This window comes from Faecalicatena contorta (assembly GCF_022835095.1).
Taxonomy (GTDB): domain Bacteria; phylum Bacillota; class Clostridia; order Lachnospirales; family Lachnospiraceae; genus Faecalicatena; species Faecalicatena contorta.
Map to the genome: position 1 here is coordinate 3,844,746 of NZ_BQNQ01000001.1, position 19,514 is coordinate 3,864,259.

The following is a 19,514-nucleotide window of genomic DNA, read 5'->3' on the forward strand; positions in this document are numbered from 1 at the left end:
GAAGTAATTTGTAATCCTTAGATATATACGAATCAATTGCATCCGTATTTTAACTCTAAACAGCATAATTACGCAAAAAGAATAGTAATAAAATTTTCAAGAAAGGAGGTGTGAAATGAGTACAGTATATAACGCAGAACTCGTCGGACAGGTCTTTAACATTCAGAGATATTCTACACATGACGGCCCCGGGGTTCGTACAACCGTTTTCTTAAAGGGATGTCCTCTTCGCTGTTATTGGTGTCAGAATCCGGAGTCGCAGAGTCTCAAACCAGTGCTGATGATCAAAAAGGACCGGTGCACGGGCTGTGGTCGATGTGTGCAGGCCTGTCCGCAGAAAGCAAACTATTTTGCAGATGGTGCTGTGGCAACGAACCGCTCACTATGTACTGTATGCGGACGATGTGTCAGCGCATGTTTTAACAATGTCCGCTCAGTAGAAGGAGAGCCCATGACCGTGAAACAGGTCATCCATAAGGTCAGGAGAGATTACAACTTATTTTGTAATTCCGGAGGCGGCATGACAATATCAGGCGGAGCCTGTGAAATGCAGCCGGAATTTACAATTAATCTTTTAAAGGCCGCTCATGATGAAGGCATTCGTACTGCCGTAGAAATGGAAGGGGCTTTTCCCTGGGAAACGGTACGGGCGATTGCAGAACATTGTGATTTTATCATGTATGATCTAAAACATATGGACAAGGAAAAACATATAATGGGTACGAAAGTATCAAACGAAAGAATCCTGGATAATGCGAAACGCCTTGTAAAGATGGGGAAAAAACTGCAATTCCGTACACCATTGATACCCGGCTTCAACGATTCTCTGGAGTCCGTTGCAGCTATTGCTCATTTCATTAGGAATGAGCTTGGACTTAGCCCGGCAGAATACCATGAACTTTTAGGATATAACAATCTTGGCGAAGACAAATATGAACGTCTTGATATGCCGGGAATCTGTCCGAAAAACAAACGTCAGTCTGAGGAATATCTGGCCGAATTAAATGCAATACGTGAATCTATTTAAACACGCGATTCCATTCTGTTTCTATTTACCTGACCGAAAGGGCCCACGGTCAGGTAAGAATATAGATATTAATGTTTAATATGAGAAAGGTGGAAATAAAATGACAAAAGTTACCTATAAGCAATATCATGGAAAAACTCGTGGTGAAACTATTTGGGAAAGATTAAATCCTCTGCGCTATACACAGACAATGTCCATGGCACGCGCCCAGCTTCTTGCAGACGCTTATGAAGAATACGCCGGTTATTCATTTTATCGTAAACGTGGATATTCCATTGCAAAAATACTGAAAGAAATCCCTATTTATATTGATGATGAGCAGCTGTTAGTTGGTGATTTCAGTGCGAAACCAATGGGGCCTGAGTGGTTCCCGGATCTAGCTGCAACATGGGTCAGTGATTATGCCGATAAATATGGATGGAAGGGAAGCGGAAAGTTCTTCGCATTCGAAAGCCCTGAACAGGCACAACAGGCAAAAGATATCGCCCATAAGTTCCAAAATGTGGGCGGCAAAGAAATGTGGTACAAGTATCTTGGTGAAGAAGAGGTCGCTTTTGCAGAGAGTGTCGGTGAACAGGGCGCATGGGTCTGCAACTTCCTTTCAGAGGTCTATGCTGAAAAGGCATGGCATGTTCCGGATATTTCAAGAATCGTATCAAAGGGCGTTAGAGGCCTGATTGCAGATATTGACGAGCAGCTTGAAAAACTCGTGATCTTAACAGATGAGGATTACCGTGCACACGAGTTCTGGCTTGGGCTTAAGTTAATGCTGGAAGGAGGCATTGAATATGCACATCGCTATGCAGCACTTGCTTCTGAAAAAGCGGCAGCGGAGAAAGACCCGATGCGTAAGGCTGAGCTCGAGGAAATTGCAAGGGTATGCATGCGGGTTCCGGAGTATCCGGCAGAAACATTCCAGGAAGCTCTTCAGTCATTCTACTTTGGGATCCTGATGATCTTCTATGATACACGTACATATGGAATGGGGTTTGGCCGTGTTGATCAGTTCTTATTTCCCTGCTTTAAATCAGATATTGAAACAGGCTACATCGATGAAGAATATGCCACACAGCTTCTCGAGTGCTTCCGCTGCAAGGTCATGGGCAAGCGTCAGTTCTGGCCGGATCTCATGACTCCAAACTTAAGTTCAGAGTCACATTTCCATAATTGTATCCTTGGTGGTGTTGATCCAATCACAGGACGGGACGCAACAAACCGTTTATCTTATCTGTGGCTTGATGCTGCTGAGCGCGTCCATACACCGCATCCAACCCTTTCCGTCCGCTACCATGCAAACATTGACAGAAAATTCATGGAACGTGCGCTGGAAATTGTGGCACTTGGCATGGGCTTCCCTGCATTTATGGGTGATGATAACAGTATTCAGTATCTGCTCAGCCGTGGATACACTGTACAGGAAGCCCGGGATTATGCCGTCGGCGGATGTGTTCTTCATGGGGTTCCCGGTAAGACTAGCTCTGTATGGCCAATTGTAATCAACTGCGGTAAGATGCTTGAATATGCACTCCGTAACGGTTATGATGTCCGCATGAATAAGCAGCTCGGGCCCAAGACAGGTGATTTCTTTCAGATGGAGACATATGAAGAGTTTATTGAAGCATACAAGGCACAGTGGGCGTACTGGGGGGATTACTCTGCAAACAGTAACCGTCAATGCCGTATCCAGCATATAGAGTCCTTCCCGGATATTATGATGTCTGCATTTACAGATGACTGTATCAAACGTGGGAAGGTAACCAGCCTGGGCGGCGCGGTTCATAATGATAATACACAGTATATCGTTCCGGTAGGTGTCCAGGACTTCGGCAATGTGGCTTATGTTCTTAAAAATTATATCTTCTGTGAGGATCCTATCTGCAGCAAAGAAGAACTGATGGCAGCTATTGATGCAAACTGGGAAGGTTATGAAGAGCTTCATGCAAAATTATCTGACCTTCCTAAATATGGCAATGATATCGCTGAAGTTGATGACCTTGTAGATGAGGGTTACAGAATCATTGAAAATGTATGGTATCAAATTCCTTCTGCATATGGACACCACTTTGAGGTTGCTCCTCATTCCCTTGGCTTCCATGCTGGAACAGGAGCTAAGACAGGAGCCCTCCCGGATGGGCGCTGCGCATGGGAAGCCATGTCAGATGGTGCAGTATCGCCCAGACAGGGAACAGATTGCGAAGGCCCTGCGGCTGTAATTGCATCAGCGGGCCGCGTAGACCACACAGAGTTATATGGTGTGCTGTTCAATATGAGGTTTACTCCTGAGTCTCTAAAGACTAAGGAGGGCCGTGAACAACTGCATGCTCTGATTCGAACTTACTTACATGACCTAGGCGGTAAGCACATCCAGTTTAATGTGATCAGCAACGAAATTATGAAGGACGCCAAACAGCATCCGGAAAAATACACGGATCTTATCGTTCGTGTGGCAGGTTACAGTGCGTACTGGACAGACCTTACCGATACAATTCACGATGAATTGATTCTTCGCTCAGAACAGGAATTCTCCTTATAGGATGCAACTTATATAAACCGAAAAATCAACAGCTGGGCTTCGAAAAGTCTGGCTGTTGGTGTAAAATATAAGTATACAGTTCCCTTGCAAATATGATATACCCAAAGGGCACCCCGTAATTCATGCCCCGTGGGGCGGGTTTACAGCGAGCTGCAAATATTGGTTGCATAAGTTTGTGAGGGACATAGATGTAATGGAAAATGAACTCCATTTTCCTAAAGTGAAACTATTATTTGTAATCGAGTTAGAAATGGCCCGAAAAACAGATAGCTTTGCAGGACTTCATGAGGGTTCGTTTTTATACTTGTATGAGAGTGAGGTTTAAGTATGAGTACGGGGAATATATTAGAGGAAATTATACCCAGGCATATTTTGGAAAAGCTGACGGTTGTTGAGTTAAAAAAGAAGGTTGTTTTTATTCCTTTAGAGGAGCAGAAGGATATCGAACTGTATTATATATTAGAGGGTAAAGTTTCGTGCTTTACTGTGGACTTTAACGGACGGGAATTCTTAGTTGATTCATTAGGGCCCGGAGAATTTATCGGAAAGTTCTCACAAATGCGCAACATGAATTTTAACTGCGGCGTCCGAACAGCCACAGACTGTAAGCTGCTGAGGCTGACACCCTGCAAAAAGGAGCTGTTAAGTGATAAGAACTTTTCCCTGTATTTCTATTTGAAGACATCGGACCGCGTGTACGAAATGTACAAGCTGGCGATGCTCCGCATGCTGTTCCCTTCTAATGAGGTACTGGCCTACTGGCTTTTAAAACTGGCGAAAGACGGAACTAATATTGAAGAAAAAGCTGAGAGTATCTGTCTGCAGACGAATATCAGCAAGCGGCAGTTTTTCTATTGTATTAAGAATTTTTGCGATGAAGGGTTGATTGAAAAATCCGGAAAGCAAATTAATATTTTAGACAAGGACGGCTTAAAGGACATCGCGGGTAATGTGTATTTATTTATGAATGAAAATAAAAAGGAGGATCCGGTATGTTAAAATCCAAACCGGTTAATTTAGTAAAACAATTTGTATGTTATGTATTTGGCTTGTTTCTAATCTCTATTGGCATTAATTTTTCCAAAATGTCAAATCTAGGGATCACTCCGGTAAGTTCCATTCCTCGGGCATGTGAACAGATCTGGGGATTTACCCTTGGTGTTACAACAATGATTATCTATATACTGTTAGTTGTACTACAGCTCATTATCCTGCGTAAACGCTTCAAGGTAACTAACGCACTGGGTATTATCGTCACCTTCATTTTCAGTTGGCTGGTAGATTTTACTGGTACTGACCCAAATGCCTTCGGCCATCTGCTGCTCAACTTCCCGCGCCCTCAGAATTACCCCATGCAGCTTGTGTATCTGCTAGTCAGCCTGGTCATTAGCGCCCTCGGTGTTTTTATTTACTTGCGTCCCCAGTGGCCGCCTATGCCGGCGGAAGGCTTTGCCGGGGCCATAGCAACGGTTACGGGTAAACCCTTTGGAAACTGTAAGTCTATCGCAGACACTTCTATGGTTGTGATCGCCCTCATCCTGCAGATTGCATTTTTAGGCGGCCTGAACTCCTTTACCGGCGACGGAGTCGTCGTACGTGAAGGAACGGTCATTGCAGCCATCGCCATCGGGCAGCTTGTAAAACTTTTGTCCAAACCCTTTGGGAAACCGCTTACCGACTGGCTTCATAAAGGTGATGATAAAATTGAGGCAAGAGCTGTGGCTGCCGGCAAATAAAGAATACAGCCGTTGGTTTTTCCACTGTAAAATGCCCGGCAGATTCATTTCCTGTTTTAAAATAGCTGAATCTTTATCAGCATAATGATTGCTGCAGGCTAATATGTATACATTTTCTTCATCAATCTTATATATTAGCCTGTCTTTGTCATTAATACGCCTGCTCCTAAATCCCGTCAAATTTACTGTTAATGTCTCTGGTTTCCCAATGCCTTCATTGTAATAACGCAGCCAGCAGCGGGTTGCCATAAAAATACTCCTCCGTAACCCCGCATTCTCCAAGTTCCCTCGGATGCACCGCCCCTTTTTTCTGATCCGCATGGTAATCCGATCCGCCCGACATAATGGCTACCCGATCCGCATAATTCTCCCGGATATAAGACTCCGCCTCGCACTTGGTCAGCGTGCCCTCATAGCTGGTCTTGTCATAGGTATAACAGGCCTCAATTCCATCCAGTCCTGCCTCTACGAGCCGGTCGATATACGCTTTCCTTGTCATGATTGTTCCGTCTGTTTGGGGCTGTTCCGCAATGAGCAGTGGATGTGCCAATATCGCAATCCCACCCGCACGGTGCACCTCCCGGATCAATGCAGCAGGATCCGGTTTCTTCCTCTTGATCTGGTATCCCGGCGTATTTCTTACCATAAGCTTAGCCTGCTTCCAATCCTTTGCATAGCCTTTCCTTGCCATCTGTTCAAATATCATCTTCTTCAGGACATGTTCCTCACTCACCGGATGCCCTCCGTTGTCGAGAACTTCCTCCCAGGTAATATGCATCCCATCCTCCTGGAGACGTTCCAGGAGTAACTGATATCCCTCACTTCTGGATCTGGAAAGCTCCCGTTCAAGCTCTGCAAACCATGCATCCTCCCATCTGCAGCCGAGGCAGACTATATGCACGTCCTCCACATCTGTCTCGCAGGATATCTCGGTACCCAGCAGCAGCTTCACTCCAGATGTCTCTGCGAGTTCCAGAAGATCAACCAGATTCCCGTCCTCATCCATATATCTCTGCTCCGGAACGGCATCGTGGTCTGTCAGGGCCAGCACCCGTACTCCCAGGGCGGCCGCGCGGCGGATCACCTCCGGCGGAGTATCTGCTCCATCTGAACGTGTCGTATGAGTATGAAGATCGCAGGCATAATTACATTTTTCCATAGCGGCTTCTTTTCCTTTCTTACCATAAATATTTTCTTTCATAAAAATAGCTTTTTACCATTAAGAAAAGCAGGGACCTTCATCCCCGCCTAAAGTCTTTCACGGTATTCCTTAGGGCTCATACCGTACTTTTCCTTAAATTTCCGGTAAAAATAACTGGTATTGTCATAGCCCACAGACTCTATAATATCAGCAACCGGCAGTGTCGTACTGGACAGCAGGTAGGCGGCCTGGCTCATGCGCCGCGCCTGCAGAAGTTCTTTATAGTTTCTGCCTGTACGCCTCTTGATCTCCCGGCTCAGCCAATACACATCGTAACCAAGCATTTCCGCCAGCTCAGACAGTGTTCCGTTCCGGTAGTGCTCCTCCACATAGTTCAGCACAACTCCGGTCAGTTCCCTGTCAAACTGCCTGCTGCCCGTCTCCATCTTATCCATGTAATTCAGAAGCTGAAGAAATAACAGTCCCATGGTAATTTGGTTACAGCTGCGTTTATTTGACAGGTCATAGAAAATGGTCCACACCATGTTCTCCACCAGATTCTGGATAGGAAGCACGTCCGCCACATGAAAATACAAATAAGAGGTTTTCTCATTTTTACCACAGAGCGTCCCCACCAGAAACTCCTTCAGCATATTGTCCTCTTCTTCCATCATGGAAAAAGCCATATTAAAAAATTCAGGAAGAATGATAAAATTAACTGCAATGTCTTCTTTTCCCGCCGGCAGTATCTCCTGCACTGCGTTCTGGTTGAGGAACAGCAGGTCTCCCTGCTCAAGAACCACCCGGTTTCCATCCACAATATGCGTGGTAGTCCCCTGGCACATATAGATCACTTCCACATAATTATGTCTGTGTTTTGGAAAATTTACAAAACGGGTGTGCGGCCTGACCTGGATCAGCTTCCCCTTTTTCAAAAGCTTCTCACAGTCCACGATCAGTTCCTTCTTCTCCGTATAAAGGTGCTGGTCGATTCCCTCTCTTCCGTCCAATATCATCTGTTCTTCTTCCGTGATCACAGACAATTCTCTGATCAATTCCGGATGCATGCACTCACCTTTTCCATTTCTGTACGCTGGCTTCTGTACTCTTTTTGCCGTACTCCTATTGCTGTTCTGCAATCTCTGCTGCCAGTTCCATGTATTCTGCGGCGCTCCTGCTGCTTTTCTTGTAAGCCATGATCGGCGCATTATTATCCTGTGACCACTCGATAGCGCTGTCCACACGGATATATGTATCAAAAACCTTTACCTGTTCCAGTTCCCTGAGTGTCTCCAGCGTTTGCTTAAAATAATTTTTCCTTGTATCAACCTTTGTAATCACAATGCCGCCCAGCTGCAGATCCGGGGCTATCTGCTTTACCTCTTCCAGAAATTCAAACATATTGCCGAGTCCGAAGAGCCCCCACGGTGTTGATTCCACCGGAATGATTACCCGGTCAGAAGCACAGAGTATATTCATCACCCAGCCGCCCAGTGTCGGCGGCGCATCGATCAGAATATAGTCGTACACGTCAGAGTCTCTGACAGACACCAGGCATTTTCTCAGGATATACTCTCTCTGCCACTTTGTAAACAGTTCATACTCAATGGAACTCATCAGCGTAGAAGACGGAATAAGATCCAGTCCTTCATAGGGAGAATGCACGATATAGCTGGACAGATCATCCTGCCGCCTGATCCCCTCGTACAAATTCTTTTCCCCCTGGGCAAATTCCAGGACCTGTTCCTCATCAAACAGGGAAAGTGACAGGTTCAGCTGCATATCCCCATCGATCAGCAGCACCTTCTTTCCCAGTTGGGTGAGCCCATACCCCACATTGGAACAGGTCGTGGATTTTCCGCTGCCCCCCTTGTTATTTGCAAAACATATCACTTTTGTCTTTCCCATCTTTGCGCCTCCGTATCATCGGCCCGAAACCGAATCCTGCCTCTTTCTGTAGCACAGTATATCATAGTTTACGGTTCTGTAAAACTCTGATTTCATATCCTCATAACTCATATCCTGCCTCGCCATGAGCCACATGGCCTTCGTGATGGTCGCCTCCAGGGTCATGTCATAGGTCTCCAGCAGGTCCAGATCCTGTTTCACTTTTTTCCCTACTTCATACACCATCATATCGCTGCCCTCTTTTACAACCTGTGTTGCAACAATGGCCAGCTTCCCCTGCTTCCCGCAGTCCCTCATTACTTTGTAAAATTTATCCACCAGGTACTCCGGTATGCCGCCAACGCCGAAGCTTTCGATTACGATACACCGATACCGGCCAAACAGACAGTCCAGAATCTCCGGATCTATACCGGGGATCAGCTTCAGCACATAGATACTGTCCTCCATCTCATGATAGAACTTTACCCCTCCATGATATTCCAACGGCGGTATATAACGGATCACTTCCTGTTCCCGGATCACTGCGGGATATGGAAAGTTAATGCTGGAAAAAGCATTGTAGCTCTTTGCCCGTTCCTTTTTGGCTCTGGTTCCTACGATCACTTTTCCATCAAAAACGATATTAACATCTCTCGAGCCCTCATCTGCTGCATAGATAAAACTATCCAGAAGATTGTTTCTGGCATCCGTATTTTCCTCGTCAATCGGTTTCTGCGCCCCGGTTATTACAACCGGCTTTTCGGAATTCTGGATCATGTACGACAGTGCAGCCGCAGTGTAAGCCAGCGTATCCGTTCCATGGCATATCACAAACCCGTCATAATCTTTATAATGATCTTCTACCGCCCGGCTCATCATTTTCCAGTGTGCAGGGGTTACATTGGTGCTGTCCACATTGCATACCTGATGCGTATACACTTCGCATACATCCTTTACATCCGGAATAAACCCGACCAGTTCCTCAGGCGTTATCGCAGGCGTCAGTCCGCCCTCCGTATGTTTGCACGCAATGGTGCCGCCCGTCCCCAGCATTAAAATCCGTTTCAATCCATAGCCCCCAATTCTATTACCACTCCAGCGAAGCCGGCTCGCTGCCGAAATTCTTCTCCACCAGAGTGCAGTATTCTTCATAGGCTTCCGAGCCTTCGAACTCTGCCTTCAGGGCGTCCCTGATCCCCTTGTAATACCAGCCTATCGCCGCCTTACTCTGCATACGGAACCTTTTCCAGAGTTCATCCCCCAACACCGGGTAATCCCTGTCGATGTCTCTCATGTTGGAAAGCTTATCCGCCAATCCGATCATCTTCACGGGCAGCGGAGCCATCCCAAGGTGCTGGATCGTGGCGCCCTTCCTCTCTTCCCAGCTCAGAGACTTGTCCTCGCTCTCCTGCGCCACAATAGACGCTACGCGCTCCCCGAATCTCAGTTTGAGGATCTCTTCCGTCACCTCTTTACAGTCCTCAATCGTGTCATGCAGGACTGCGGCACATATAATTTCTTCATCCGCAGTCATCGTGGCCACAATCTCCGCCACCTCCACAGGATGTACAATATAAGGTCTTCTTGTCCCTTTCCGAAATTGCCCCTCATGCGCCTTTGAGGCAAATTCTATGGCTTCATCAATCATTCAAACGGCTCCTCCTCGATGCCTTCCCGCAATCTTGCCTTTTCCTTTTTGTGGAATAAGGCATAGATACACGGTACCACAAACAGTGTTAATGCAGTTCCATATATAAGACCGCCGATCGTCACCACTGCCATCGGCTGTACCATATCTGCACCGGAACCAAAACCAATTGCCATTGTGGACAGACCCAGAATCGTCGTGAGTGCCGTCATGATAATCGGCCGCAGCCTTGTCCTTCCGGCTTCCACCAGCGCTTCCTTCTGATCCATCCCCTGGGAGATCAGCTGATTCGTATAATCAATGAACACAATACCATTATTGACAATAATTCCAGATAACATAACAAATCCGACCATAGCAATTACACTTACCGGACTTCCTGTGAGCCAGAGCCCAAGCAGCCCGCCTGTAAATGCAAGCGGAATTGTAAACATAACGATAAACGGTGACCTTAATGACTGGAACTGTGCGACCATGATCAAGTACATGAACACCACTGCCAGTGCCAGCATCTTAAGCAGTTCCACCATGGTCTCCCGGATCGTTTCATCCTCCCCCTGCATTTCTGCAGTATAACCATCCGGCAGATCATAAGACTTCATCGCCTTTTCCACACGGCTGCTCACCAATCCGATATTATCATCCTCGTCTACTTCTGCCGTTACATTGATATATCTGCTCTGAGCGCTTCTGGAAATGGACTGAAGCCCATATCCGGTCTCAAAAGATGCGATATCCTTCAACGCAATCTGCTCTGTTGACCCGTCCTGTTTTTTTACATCCAGTTTCATATCCCGGATTTCATCGCGGGTCAGCTCCTGATTCTTTTGATCCGCCACTACGATTCCGATCGAAGCCGTATCCATATCCAGCTTTGTTGTGGAGGCCGGTTCTTTCAGTTTCTTAGCCAATTCCTGATAAACCTGGGCAACGGTCAGATTATGGGAAACTGCCTTGTCCTTATCTACGATCACCCGCAGTTCTTCTGTGGTCTCCTCCATTCCGTCGGACACGTTCTTCGTTCCTTTGACCCCTTCCAGTATCCCTGCTATATCCTTTGCAATTTTCTGAAGTTTATCCAATTCCCGCCCTTTTATCTGAACGGATATCCCCGATGCACCGAGAGAACTCATATCCATATTGGACATGCTCAGGGAAAGCTCAACATTTTCTTCCCTGGCCAGCTTTTCTATGGCTTTCTGGATGGCGTTGTCTGACATGGACCGTTTTTCTTTCAGCAGTGCATAGAATTCCACCTGATTCGTCACCGTACCGCCGCTGCCCATCATGCCGCCGCTCATGACCATACCGCCCACATCACCGATATCTTTGATTTTCCGGAGCTTCTCCGTAAAACGGTCTGCAATCTCTGCCGTATCCTGCAGCGGCGTTCCGTCCGGCGTCTCGATTGACATACTGATCTCCGTGCTCTGCATTGCAGGCATGAACGCGGTTCCCCTTGAAAGAGAAAGCACACCGCTCACCACAAACAAAACAAGGGCGCCGATCAGTACGAGGGGTTTAAAGCGCAGCGCGCCCCGCAGTAACTTTTCATATATGTCTTTCAGATGTACGAAGAACCGGGATTCTTTTTGATCCGTCTTTCTCAGCAGCCCCGCGGACATCATTGGCACAAGTGTAAGCGCCACAATCAGGCTGGCGAGGAGCGAGTAAGCGATCGTCAGTCCCATGTCTACAAAAAGCTGTCTTGCAATTCCCTCCGTAAATACAATGGGCAGGAATACGCATACCGTTGTCAGCGTGGAGGCCATGATAGCCCCGGCAACCTGACGGGCTCCCTGAATGGCCGCTTCCTTTGCCGATGCATGTTCCTCATTGCGCATACGGTAAATATTTTCAATCACGACAATCGAATTGTCTACCAGCATTCCAACACCGAGCGCCAGACCGGACAGCGAAATGACGTTCATCGTCACTCCGCTGAAATACATCAGGACAATGGCCGTCAGAATACTGATCGGGATGGAGCATGCGATTACAAAAGTCGGACGGATGTCCTTTAAAAACAGCAGCAGAATCAGAATGGCCAGTACTGCCCCAAACAGCAGATTCTGCAGCACGGAGCCGATTACCATGTCTATGTAGACTCCCTGGTTCATCAGAACAACTACCTGGATGTCGTTGTTCTCTTTTTTAATCTGTTCAAAACGTTCCAGAATCCGGTCCGTCACTTCCCCTGTGGAATATCCGGTCTGCTTCTGCACCTGCAGCAGAATCCCGTTCTCTCCATTCAGTTTGGCATAGGTTTCATCTGCGTTATCTATCCGTTCTACTTCTGCAATATCGGACAATTTAATCGGATTGATCCCCTCCATGTCCACCAGAACCAGATTTTTAAGTTCTTCTATAGACTCAAACTTGTCCCCCACACGGATTAAGTAGTCGATCCCTTCTTCATTTACATAGCCGGCAGGCATATTGAAATTCTGAGCCGCCAGGACGGTCTGGATCGTCTCGGCGGTCAGCATAGATTTTACGTTTGCCGCTGCCTTTGCTTCCTCCTTGGCCGACTTGAGTTCCGCCTCTTTGTTCTTTAACTCTGCCTCGCCGACTGCCAGCTGGGCAGATGCCTCGCTCATCTGCATGGCCGCCTCCAGCTGCGCCGCGGAGAGCTGGGCCCTCGCCTGCGCCAGCGTGATGGTTCCCTCGCTAAGCTGTGCCTGTACCTGTGTCAGCATGGATTTTCCTTCCGCAAGCTCGGCCTGCTTCCGGGTGATCGTCTCCCTGCTCTGAGCCGCCTGCCCAAGTCCCTGCTCAATCGCAGCCATAGATTCATCGAAACGCTCTAAAACAGCCAGCTGTGCGGTCAGCGTCCCCTTTGCTATCAGCAGCTCCGGGGTCTCACCACTCTCTTTAATTGCCTGTTCAACCTGTTGGTATTGGGATTCTATCTCCGCTCGCTGCCCGTTCAGATCTTCCAGTTCCTGCTTCTGCTGCAGCAGCGCCTGCTCGCTGGCATCGATCTGTGCCACAGACTGCTCCAGCGCAGCCTCTGCCAGCTGGATCTCGCTGAGTTTCTCATTGACCTCCATCTGCCCCTGGGTCAGTTCCGCATCGCTCTGTGCGAGCTGCGCCTCTGCATCGGCCATCTGCCCCGCTGCCTGGCTCTTGCCTGACTCCAGCTGTGCCTTGCCGTTCTCCACCTGGGTCTTTGCCTCGTTCAGTGCGTCCGAAGCTTCATTGAACTTATTGTCCAGCTGATTCTGCACGGAGCCGTCCACGCTGCTGACCTTGTCTTCCTTTACCGTGATCCGGATGGTCTCCTCGATATCTCCGAACGCATTTACCGAGGCCACGCCCTCCAGACTCTCAATCTCAGGGAGTACCTCTTCCTCTATGATCTTCGTGCTCTCCGCCGGCTCTTTGCCGTCTACGCTGATTGCGGGAATCATGACAGGCATCATGGTCGGATTCAGCTTCATGATGATCGGGTTGCCTACCGTATCCGGCCAGTATGAACTGATCTGATCCAGACTCTCCCGCATCTCAATGGTGGCAGAATCCATATTGGCGGTCTGCTCAAACTCCAGCATGACTGTGGATGCATTTTCTCTTGATGAAGAACTGACGGTTTTGATATTGCTGATGGTTGCCATTGCCTGCTCTACCGGTTTTGTCACGGTAGTTTCCACTTCCTCCGGGCTTGCTCCTGCGTACGTAGTCATGACGACCGCGTAGGGGAGATTCATATCCGGCAGCAGGTCCACTGTCATTTTATCAAAGGATACAAACCCCAGAATTAATATCAGTACCACGGCTACTACAACGGTGTACGGTTTCTTCACACTGAACTTGGATAACATATGTCTACCTCTTTCTCTTTTTCGCTTTATGCTTCACCCGGTTCGCCTGAGAATCGAAGTGGAGGAAGGATCTGTTAAATCCCATTTATATAGAAATCATATCATATGAGCAACCCAATCACAACCAGAAAATGCGGGAGTTTTATAGGTAGAGAACGCAGTACCGTGTCCCAAAACATCAAGGGGCAGGACAGCGGATTTTGCCGGGCTAAAGATTATTTCTTACTGTACAGACTGTGCCGTGCACGCCTGCAGGGTGTGAACAGTAACGATTATTTTTTGTTTGTGGAATGGATTCTGTGAATGGTTGTGGTGTACTTTTTGTGGTACATAGAGTATAATAGCAGGAGAATTATTGAAGTGAGGTTTTTTATGGGACGGAAGTGTGTTCTTATTACGGGGGCGTCCAGAGGGATTGGACGGGCCTGTGCCGCCGCTTTTGGGCGGCTGGGGTATTATGTTTTTGTGAATAGCAGGCATCCCGATGATCTGGCAGGTGTGTGTGGCGAGATTCGTTCGGCAGGGGGAATCTGCCGGGCTGTTCCCGGGGATGTGGGATCCGCATTGGATGTCCGGCGTATCTTTCAGGAGATTGAGGCGGAGGTTCCCGGGCTGGATGTATTAGTGAATAATGCGGGGACTGCATTTATCGGGCTGCTGACGGATATGACGGATTCGGACTGGGACAGGATTCTGCAGACAAATCTGTCTTCGGTGTTTTACTGTTCTCGTGCAGCGGTTCCATATATGGTGTCCCAGAAAGCAGGGAAGATTCTTAATATTTCCTCTATGTGGGGCATTTCCGGGGCTTCCTGTGAGGCAGCCTACTCGGCTTCCAAGGCAGGGGTAAACGGACTGACCAAGGCGCTGGCGAAGGAGCTGGCTCCAAGTAATATTCAGGTCAATGCGATTGCCTGCGGTGTGATCGACACCATAATGAACGCCCAGCTTTCCGAGGAAGAGAGGCAGCTGCTGATGGAAGAGGTTCCGGCGGGACGGTTTGGGACTCCGGAGGAAGTGGCTGAACTGGTTCTTTGCCTGGCGCAGGGACATGCATATCTGACTGGCCAGGTAATTGGGCTGGATGGTGGATTTTTGTAAAAGGTAATGAAATTATGATGTGTTTATGCTAAATAGGTTAAATTAAGATAGATAAAAGGAGTTGTTTTATGTTAAAGGTAAAAGGAATTGAGAATATACCAATGGACTGTTCTATGACAGAGTTTGTGGGCAAGACGGTCCTGGATACGATTGGGCTTGTAATTCCAGGTGTAACCCCCGCTTTGCTGGAGCAGATGCAGCTGCCCAAACCTTACCGCAGCCTTGGGCTGCTCAGCTCCCGGACTGGTGCGGCGGGACAAATTAATGCCGTAGATGAAGCAGTGAAATCAACCAACACGGAAGTCGTATCCATTGAGCTGCCCCGGGACACAAAAGGCTGGGGCGGCCATGGTAACTACATCATCCTTGGCGGAAACAATGTTTCCGATGTCCGCAGAGCCGTTGAGATTGCCGTGGAATATACAACAAAATATGCGGGAGAACTCTACATCAGCGATGCCGGACACCTGGAGTTTACCTATTCCGCAAATGCAGACCAGGCGCTGAATATGGCCTTCGGCGCTCCCATTGGAAAACCTTTTGGTTTCTTCTGTGGGTCGCCGGCTGCGATTGGCCTTGTGATGGCTGATCTGGCCGTCAAGTCCTCCCCTGTTGAGATCATCAGATACATGACTCCTGACAGAGGAACCAGCCATTCGAATGAAGTTATCGTGGCTGTGACCGGCGATGCAAGCGCTGTTAAGAATTCGGTACTGACTGCCCGCGAGGCCGGACTGCAGCTGCTGGTATCTATGGGAAGTTATCCGGAGACCCCCTCCGCCCCCTACTTGTTTTAAAATGAAATATCCGCCTAATTGGCAGACTTATTCTCCGGCATTTCTGACAGAAGAGCCGGAGATTTCATTTTTTTCAACTGTCTGTAGGCAAATACAATTGCTATGACAGCCGCCGCGGCATCTGCTATCGGTCCCGCATACATCACTCCGTCTATCCCCAGGAATAAAGGGAATATCAGGATCAGCGGAAGCAGAAAGAGAACCTGTCTGGTCAGTGACATGACAATTCCTAATTTTGCTTTGCCGATAGAGGTAAAGAATCCGGAAGACATAGGCTGTATGCCGTTTGCAAAAGTCATGAACATGAAGATCTCCAGGTATCTGTCTGCAAAATGGAAGTACCGCTCACTGCCGCTCCCAAAAATACTGACTATCTGGCGTGGGAATATCTGAAAACTCAAAAAGAATAATGTGGCGATTGTGGTGCATAAAATGGCTGCTTTTTTGTATGTACTCCTGACTCTCTCATAGTTTCCGGCTCCATAATTGAATCCCCAGATCGGCTGGCAGCCCTGAGAGATTCCGATACAGATTGCCAGAAACACACTGTTCACTTTCGAAATTACCCCTACGCAGGCCAGCGGGATGTCGCTTCCATATGAGGAGGCAGCTCCATAATAGCGGAGAGTATTATTCATGGCAATCTGTACGACAGTCATAGCAAGCTGGTTGATACAGGATGCCATTCCCAGGGCTGCAACCGCCTTTAGATAGACCGCCCTCGGGCGCAGAGCGGAGACTTTCATATCCATTTTCTTATACTTCACAAAATAAAGGATAACAAGAAGCCCGGAAACTACCTGACCAATCACTGTAGCGGCAGCAGCACCTTTAATCCCCCAGTGGAACACAAAGATAAAGAGGGGATCCAGGATTGTATTCAGGATTGCTCCTGTCAACATACTCACCATTGAATAGGTGGGGCTTCTATCCGCCCGGATCAAATGATTTCCACCAGTTGTTAATATAAAAAAGGGAATTCCAATTGCTGTTATCCCTGTATAGTCCACGGCATAGGGCAGGACTTCGCTTGTCGCTCCGAAAGCATGCAGCAGATGCTCTAAAAACAGGAGAACAATAGCGGCGATTACCACGCCGCTAATAACAAGTGTGGACAGGCCAGTGCCTGCAATTTCACTCGCTCTTTTCTCTTTTCCAGCTCCCATTTCCAGATTATAGTTCGAAGCGCTTCCTATTCCCAGCAGAAGCGCTGTCGCCGTCGCAATTGTTGTAACAGGAAATGCGATATTTGTTGCGGCATTTCCCAGCATACCGACTCCCTGGCCGATAAATATTTGATCTACTATATTATATAGTGCACTTACCAGCATACTGATGACTGCCGGTACGGCAAACTTTCCAATCAGTCTGCCAATAGGTTCTGTACCCAGCGGATTTTGATTTTTGTCCGCGGCGCTCTTCTCATATTTTTCCATAAATCTCCTTTGTAACGTAGGCCTTTACCGAAATCCCCTCCGCCACATATTCTTCCTCCAGAAGCTGGCCATGCCTTCGGATCAGCTGTATTTTCCCGGCTTCCTCAAAAGGATACATTTTTTCGATATAAATTTGGCCGCTGCGTATGATTTCTAAAAGTGCTGTTTTCAGTTCCTCAAGCCCCTGCCCGGTCTTTGCGGATGTCCTGATCGAATACTGTGCCTGGAAATCCCTGAAACTGCCTGCTTCCTCCAATTTGTCCTGCTTGTTAAACAGTGTGATCACCGGTTTGCCTTCCACGCCCAGCTGGCGCAGCGTCTCATATACCACGTACATCTGGCTGTCCATCTGTGGATTGGAGGCATCCACTACATGTATGATAATGTCTGCATATTTTGCTTCCTCAAGCGTGCTCTTAAACGCCTCTATCAAATGGTGGGGCAGCTTCCGGATAAAACCAACCGTATCCGTCAGCAGAATCTCCTGCTTTCCCTCCAGCTCCAGTACACGCGTTGTCGTGTCCAGTGTCGAGAAAAGCATTGCATCCGCCAGGATTCCGGCCCCAGTCAGCGCATTTTCTATACTGCTCTTTCCGGCGGATGTATAGCCCACCAGAGCGGCGATCTTCTTCTGTGACGCCTTCCGCTGGGTGCGTATCAATTCTCTGTGCTGTTCCACTTCACAGAGCTCTTTCTTAAGCCGGCTGATCCGTTCCCGAATCAGTCGCCTGTCCATCTCCAGCTTCTTTTCTCCGGGGCCGCGTGTTCCAATCCCCCCGCCAAGCCGTGACAGGGAATCTCTGAGGCCAACCAGACGCGCAGCCCGATATTTCAGCTGCGCCAGCTCCACCTGGATCTTCCCCTCGCTGCTGACCGCCCTGGCTGCAAAGATATCCAAGATAAGAAGCGTCCGGTCAATCACCTTGCACTCCAGCTCCCGTTCCAAATTGTGGAGCTGCACGGACGTGAGTTCGTCATCACATACGATACCGGTTGCTTCGGTCTCCCACAGAACTTCTTTCAATTCCAGAAGCTTTCCCTTCCCCACATATGTGACCGGATGCACTGCCTCGCGTTTTTGGATCACACGCCCGGCCACTTCCGCCCCCGCGGTCTTCGCCAGTTCTGCCAGTTCATCCAGCGATTCCTCCGTCCGCTCATTCTCATAGAGCTGAATGCCTACAAGAATCATGGATTCCTTTTGTTCCTCAATTTCATATAACGCCATATTGTAATCCCATCAAAGGGGTCTGACCCCTTTGCCCTTCATTTTCAGAATATTCTCAAGTTTTAAAGATCTGTTTGTCCAGATCCGCTATTGTAATCTGCCGCAGACGCCTGCGGCACTGCTGGTCTAAGTCTTTATACAAATCTTCCATGACACCCGCCATGCCGGAAGCTATCAGACATTTCATCTCCGAGCTGCCGCTCTTCCATCCTGATGTTACAAAGGAAAATTCCAGCGCATCTGCGATTGTACAAAGGTCTGTTTCCTCACTATTTTTCACAAAAAGGTATCCACCGTCTATTCCTTCTTTTGTCTCCACCAGTCCGGATTTTTTTAGTTTTACCATAATCTTTCGTATCCTTGCGGCATTCGTACAAATATTTTCTGCCAGCCCTTCACTCGAATATACAGTTCCTTTATGATTTAAAAAAACAAGTGCATGCACTGCGATAGAAAATTCACTGGTCATCTCTCTCTCCTGTTTCACTGATAATTTCTGCTGATTTTCATATTATAAATCTTTTCCCTGGATATTTCACCTGTTTTATGCACTATGATATGAATTTATTTCAGCCTGATGAGAAAGACAGGAATCGGCGGGTCATTCTGCCTGTTGTAAAACTGATGAACGATTACAAGCCACTTTCTTGGATCCACGCCTTTCAGGTAATCGAGAACGGCTTCTTTCTCCTCATATCCCGAATCCTTCCCGCTGTATATGCAGAGGCTCATCACGCCCTCTGCCTTCAGAAGCTTCATTCCCTCCTCGACTGCAAGTATGCTTGTCTCTGCTTTTGTGGAGATCCGGTGATCCCCGCCAGGAAGATATCCCAAATTAAAAACGATGGCAGATACGTCTTCTTTCACGTAATCTCCCATCTTTTCATGTCCGTCCCGGATCAGGCAGGCCCTGGATCCCAATCCCAGCCTTTCCAGTCTCTCTGCTGTATGTGCCAATGCCTCCTGCTGGATATCAAACGCATACACCTTTCCTGTGCTTCCTGCCAGCCGGCACAGAAACTCTGTGTCGTTCCCATTCCCGGCCGTAGCATCGACACAGACATCTCCCGGTTCAATATACATCTCCAGAAACCGATGACAGTACTCCGTTATCTGATAACTATATTTCATACCCTTCTCCTATTGTTCATGTTCT

At 48.0% G+C, this 19,514-nt stretch carries 16 protein-coding genes and 1 pseudogene; 6 read left to right on the forward strand and 11 right to left on the reverse strand.

Going from position 1 to position 19,514, the window contains the following annotated elements; translation table 11 throughout:
- Window positions 1–115 precede the first annotated feature (115 nt).
- The 4 genes from MWG26_RS17240 (at window position 116) to MWG26_RS17255 (ending at window position 5,296) form a co-directional block, all read left to right on the forward strand.
- Window positions 116–1,027 (forward strand): glycyl-radical enzyme activating protein, encoded by a 912-nt coding sequence (locus MWG26_RS17240; RefSeq protein WP_025656481.1) that lies wholly within the window; start codon window positions 116–118, stop codon window positions 1,025–1,027.
- Between the two features lie 100 nt (window positions 1,028–1,127).
- The gene (locus MWG26_RS17245) at window positions 1,128–3,560 is read left to right on the forward strand and encodes a pyruvate formate lyase family protein (protein WP_025656480.1); all 2,433 of its coding nucleotides are present in this window, start codon (window positions 1,128–1,130) and stop codon (window positions 3,558–3,560) included.
- A gap of 327 nt (window positions 3,561–3,887) precedes the next feature.
- A complete protein-coding gene (locus MWG26_RS17250) occupies window positions 3,888–4,559 on the forward strand; it encodes a Crp/Fnr family transcriptional regulator (RefSeq protein WP_025656479.1) in 672 nt (223 codons plus the stop codon).
- Window positions 4,553–5,296, forward strand: a complete 744-nt coding sequence (locus MWG26_RS17255) for a YczE/YyaS/YitT family protein (RefSeq protein WP_025656478.1) — start codon at window positions 4,553–4,555, stop codon at window positions 5,294–5,296. The genes MWG26_RS17250 and MWG26_RS17255 overlap by 7 nt, the downstream gene beginning before the upstream one ends.
- A gap of 141 nt (window positions 5,297–5,437) precedes the next feature.
- On the opposite strand, the pseudogene MWG26_RS23060 reads toward MWG26_RS17255, so the two are convergent.
- From MWG26_RS23060 to MWG26_RS17290, 7 genes and pseudogenes are all read right to left on the reverse strand, one after another.
- A pseudogene (locus tag MWG26_RS23060) lies at window positions 5,438–5,545 on the reverse strand (type II toxin-antitoxin system YoeB family toxin); the annotation flags it as partial.
- Window positions 5,511–6,497: a PHP domain-containing protein gene (locus MWG26_RS17265; protein ID WP_240285816.1), complete on the reverse strand. Its 987-nt coding sequence runs from the start codon at window positions 6,495–6,497 to the stop codon at window positions 5,511–5,513. The gene MWG26_RS17265 and the pseudogene MWG26_RS23060, both read right to left, overlap by 35 nt.
- 47 nt (window positions 6,498–6,544) lie before the next feature.
- Window positions 6,545–7,504 (reverse strand): AraC family transcriptional regulator, encoded by a 960-nt coding sequence (locus MWG26_RS17270; protein WP_025656476.1) that lies wholly within the window; start codon window positions 7,502–7,504, stop codon window positions 6,545–6,547.
- A 55-nt stretch (window positions 7,505–7,559) separates the two neighbouring features.
- A complete protein-coding gene (locus tag MWG26_RS17275; RefSeq protein ID WP_025656475.1) occupies window positions 7,560–8,345 on the reverse strand; it encodes a ParA family protein in 786 nt (261 codons plus the stop codon).
- A 15-nt stretch (window positions 8,346–8,360) separates the two neighbouring features.
- The gene (locus MWG26_RS17280; RefSeq protein ID WP_276519063.1) at window positions 8,361–9,476 is read right to left on the reverse strand and encodes an asparaginase; all 1,116 of its coding nucleotides are present in this window, start codon (window positions 9,474–9,476) and stop codon (window positions 8,361–8,363) included.
- On the reverse strand, window positions 9,412–9,972 hold the full coding sequence (locus tag MWG26_RS17285) for an HD domain-containing protein (protein WP_025656473.1): 561 nt from the start codon (window positions 9,970–9,972) through the stop codon (window positions 9,412–9,414). The genes MWG26_RS17280 and MWG26_RS17285 overlap by 65 nt, the downstream gene beginning before the upstream one ends.
- Window positions 9,969–13,796, reverse strand: a complete 3,828-nt coding sequence (locus MWG26_RS17290; RefSeq protein ID WP_025656472.1) for an efflux RND transporter permease subunit — start codon at window positions 13,794–13,796, stop codon at window positions 9,969–9,971. The genes MWG26_RS17285 and MWG26_RS17290 overlap by 4 nt, the downstream gene beginning before the upstream one ends.
- 372 nt (window positions 13,797–14,168) lie before the next feature.
- Here MWG26_RS17290 and fabG point away from each other — a divergent pair, with 372 nt between their 5' ends.
- Both fabG and pduB read left to right on the forward strand, forming a co-directional pair.
- A complete protein-coding gene (gene fabG / locus MWG26_RS17295) occupies window positions 14,169–14,897 on the forward strand; it encodes a 3-oxoacyl-ACP reductase FabG (RefSeq protein ID WP_025656471.1) in 729 nt (242 codons plus the stop codon).
- A 68-nt stretch (window positions 14,898–14,965) separates the two neighbouring features.
- Entirely contained in the window at window positions 14,966–15,694 is a 729-nt protein-coding gene (gene pduB / locus MWG26_RS17300; protein ID WP_025656470.1) for a microcompartment protein PduB, read from the forward strand.
- A gap of 14 nt (window positions 15,695–15,708) precedes the next feature.
- Here the strand turns inward: pduB and MWG26_RS17305 are convergent, their stop codons facing one another.
- From MWG26_RS17305 to mnmM, 4 genes are all read right to left on the reverse strand, one after another.
- A complete protein-coding gene (locus MWG26_RS17305; protein WP_025656469.1) occupies window positions 15,709–17,130 on the reverse strand; it encodes an MATE family efflux transporter in 1,422 nt (473 codons plus the stop codon).
- Complete coding sequence (hflX, locus tag MWG26_RS17310) at window positions 17,117–18,358, reverse strand: GTPase HflX (RefSeq protein WP_025656468.1); 1,242 nt, start codon at window positions 18,356–18,358, stop codon at window positions 17,117–17,119. The genes MWG26_RS17305 and hflX overlap by 14 nt, the downstream gene beginning before the upstream one ends.
- Window positions 18,359–18,413: 55 nt before the next feature.
- Window positions 18,414–18,827: an RrF2 family transcriptional regulator gene (locus MWG26_RS17315; protein ID WP_025656467.1), complete on the reverse strand. Its 414-nt coding sequence runs from the start codon at window positions 18,825–18,827 to the stop codon at window positions 18,414–18,416.
- 95 nt (window positions 18,828–18,922) lie between these two features.
- Window positions 18,923–19,489: a tRNA 5-(aminomethyl)-2-thiouridylate-methyltransferase MnmM gene (gene mnmM, locus MWG26_RS17320; RefSeq protein WP_025656466.1), complete on the reverse strand. Its 567-nt coding sequence runs from the start codon at window positions 19,487–19,489 to the stop codon at window positions 18,923–18,925.
- Between the last annotated feature and the right edge of the window lie 25 nt (window positions 19,490–19,514).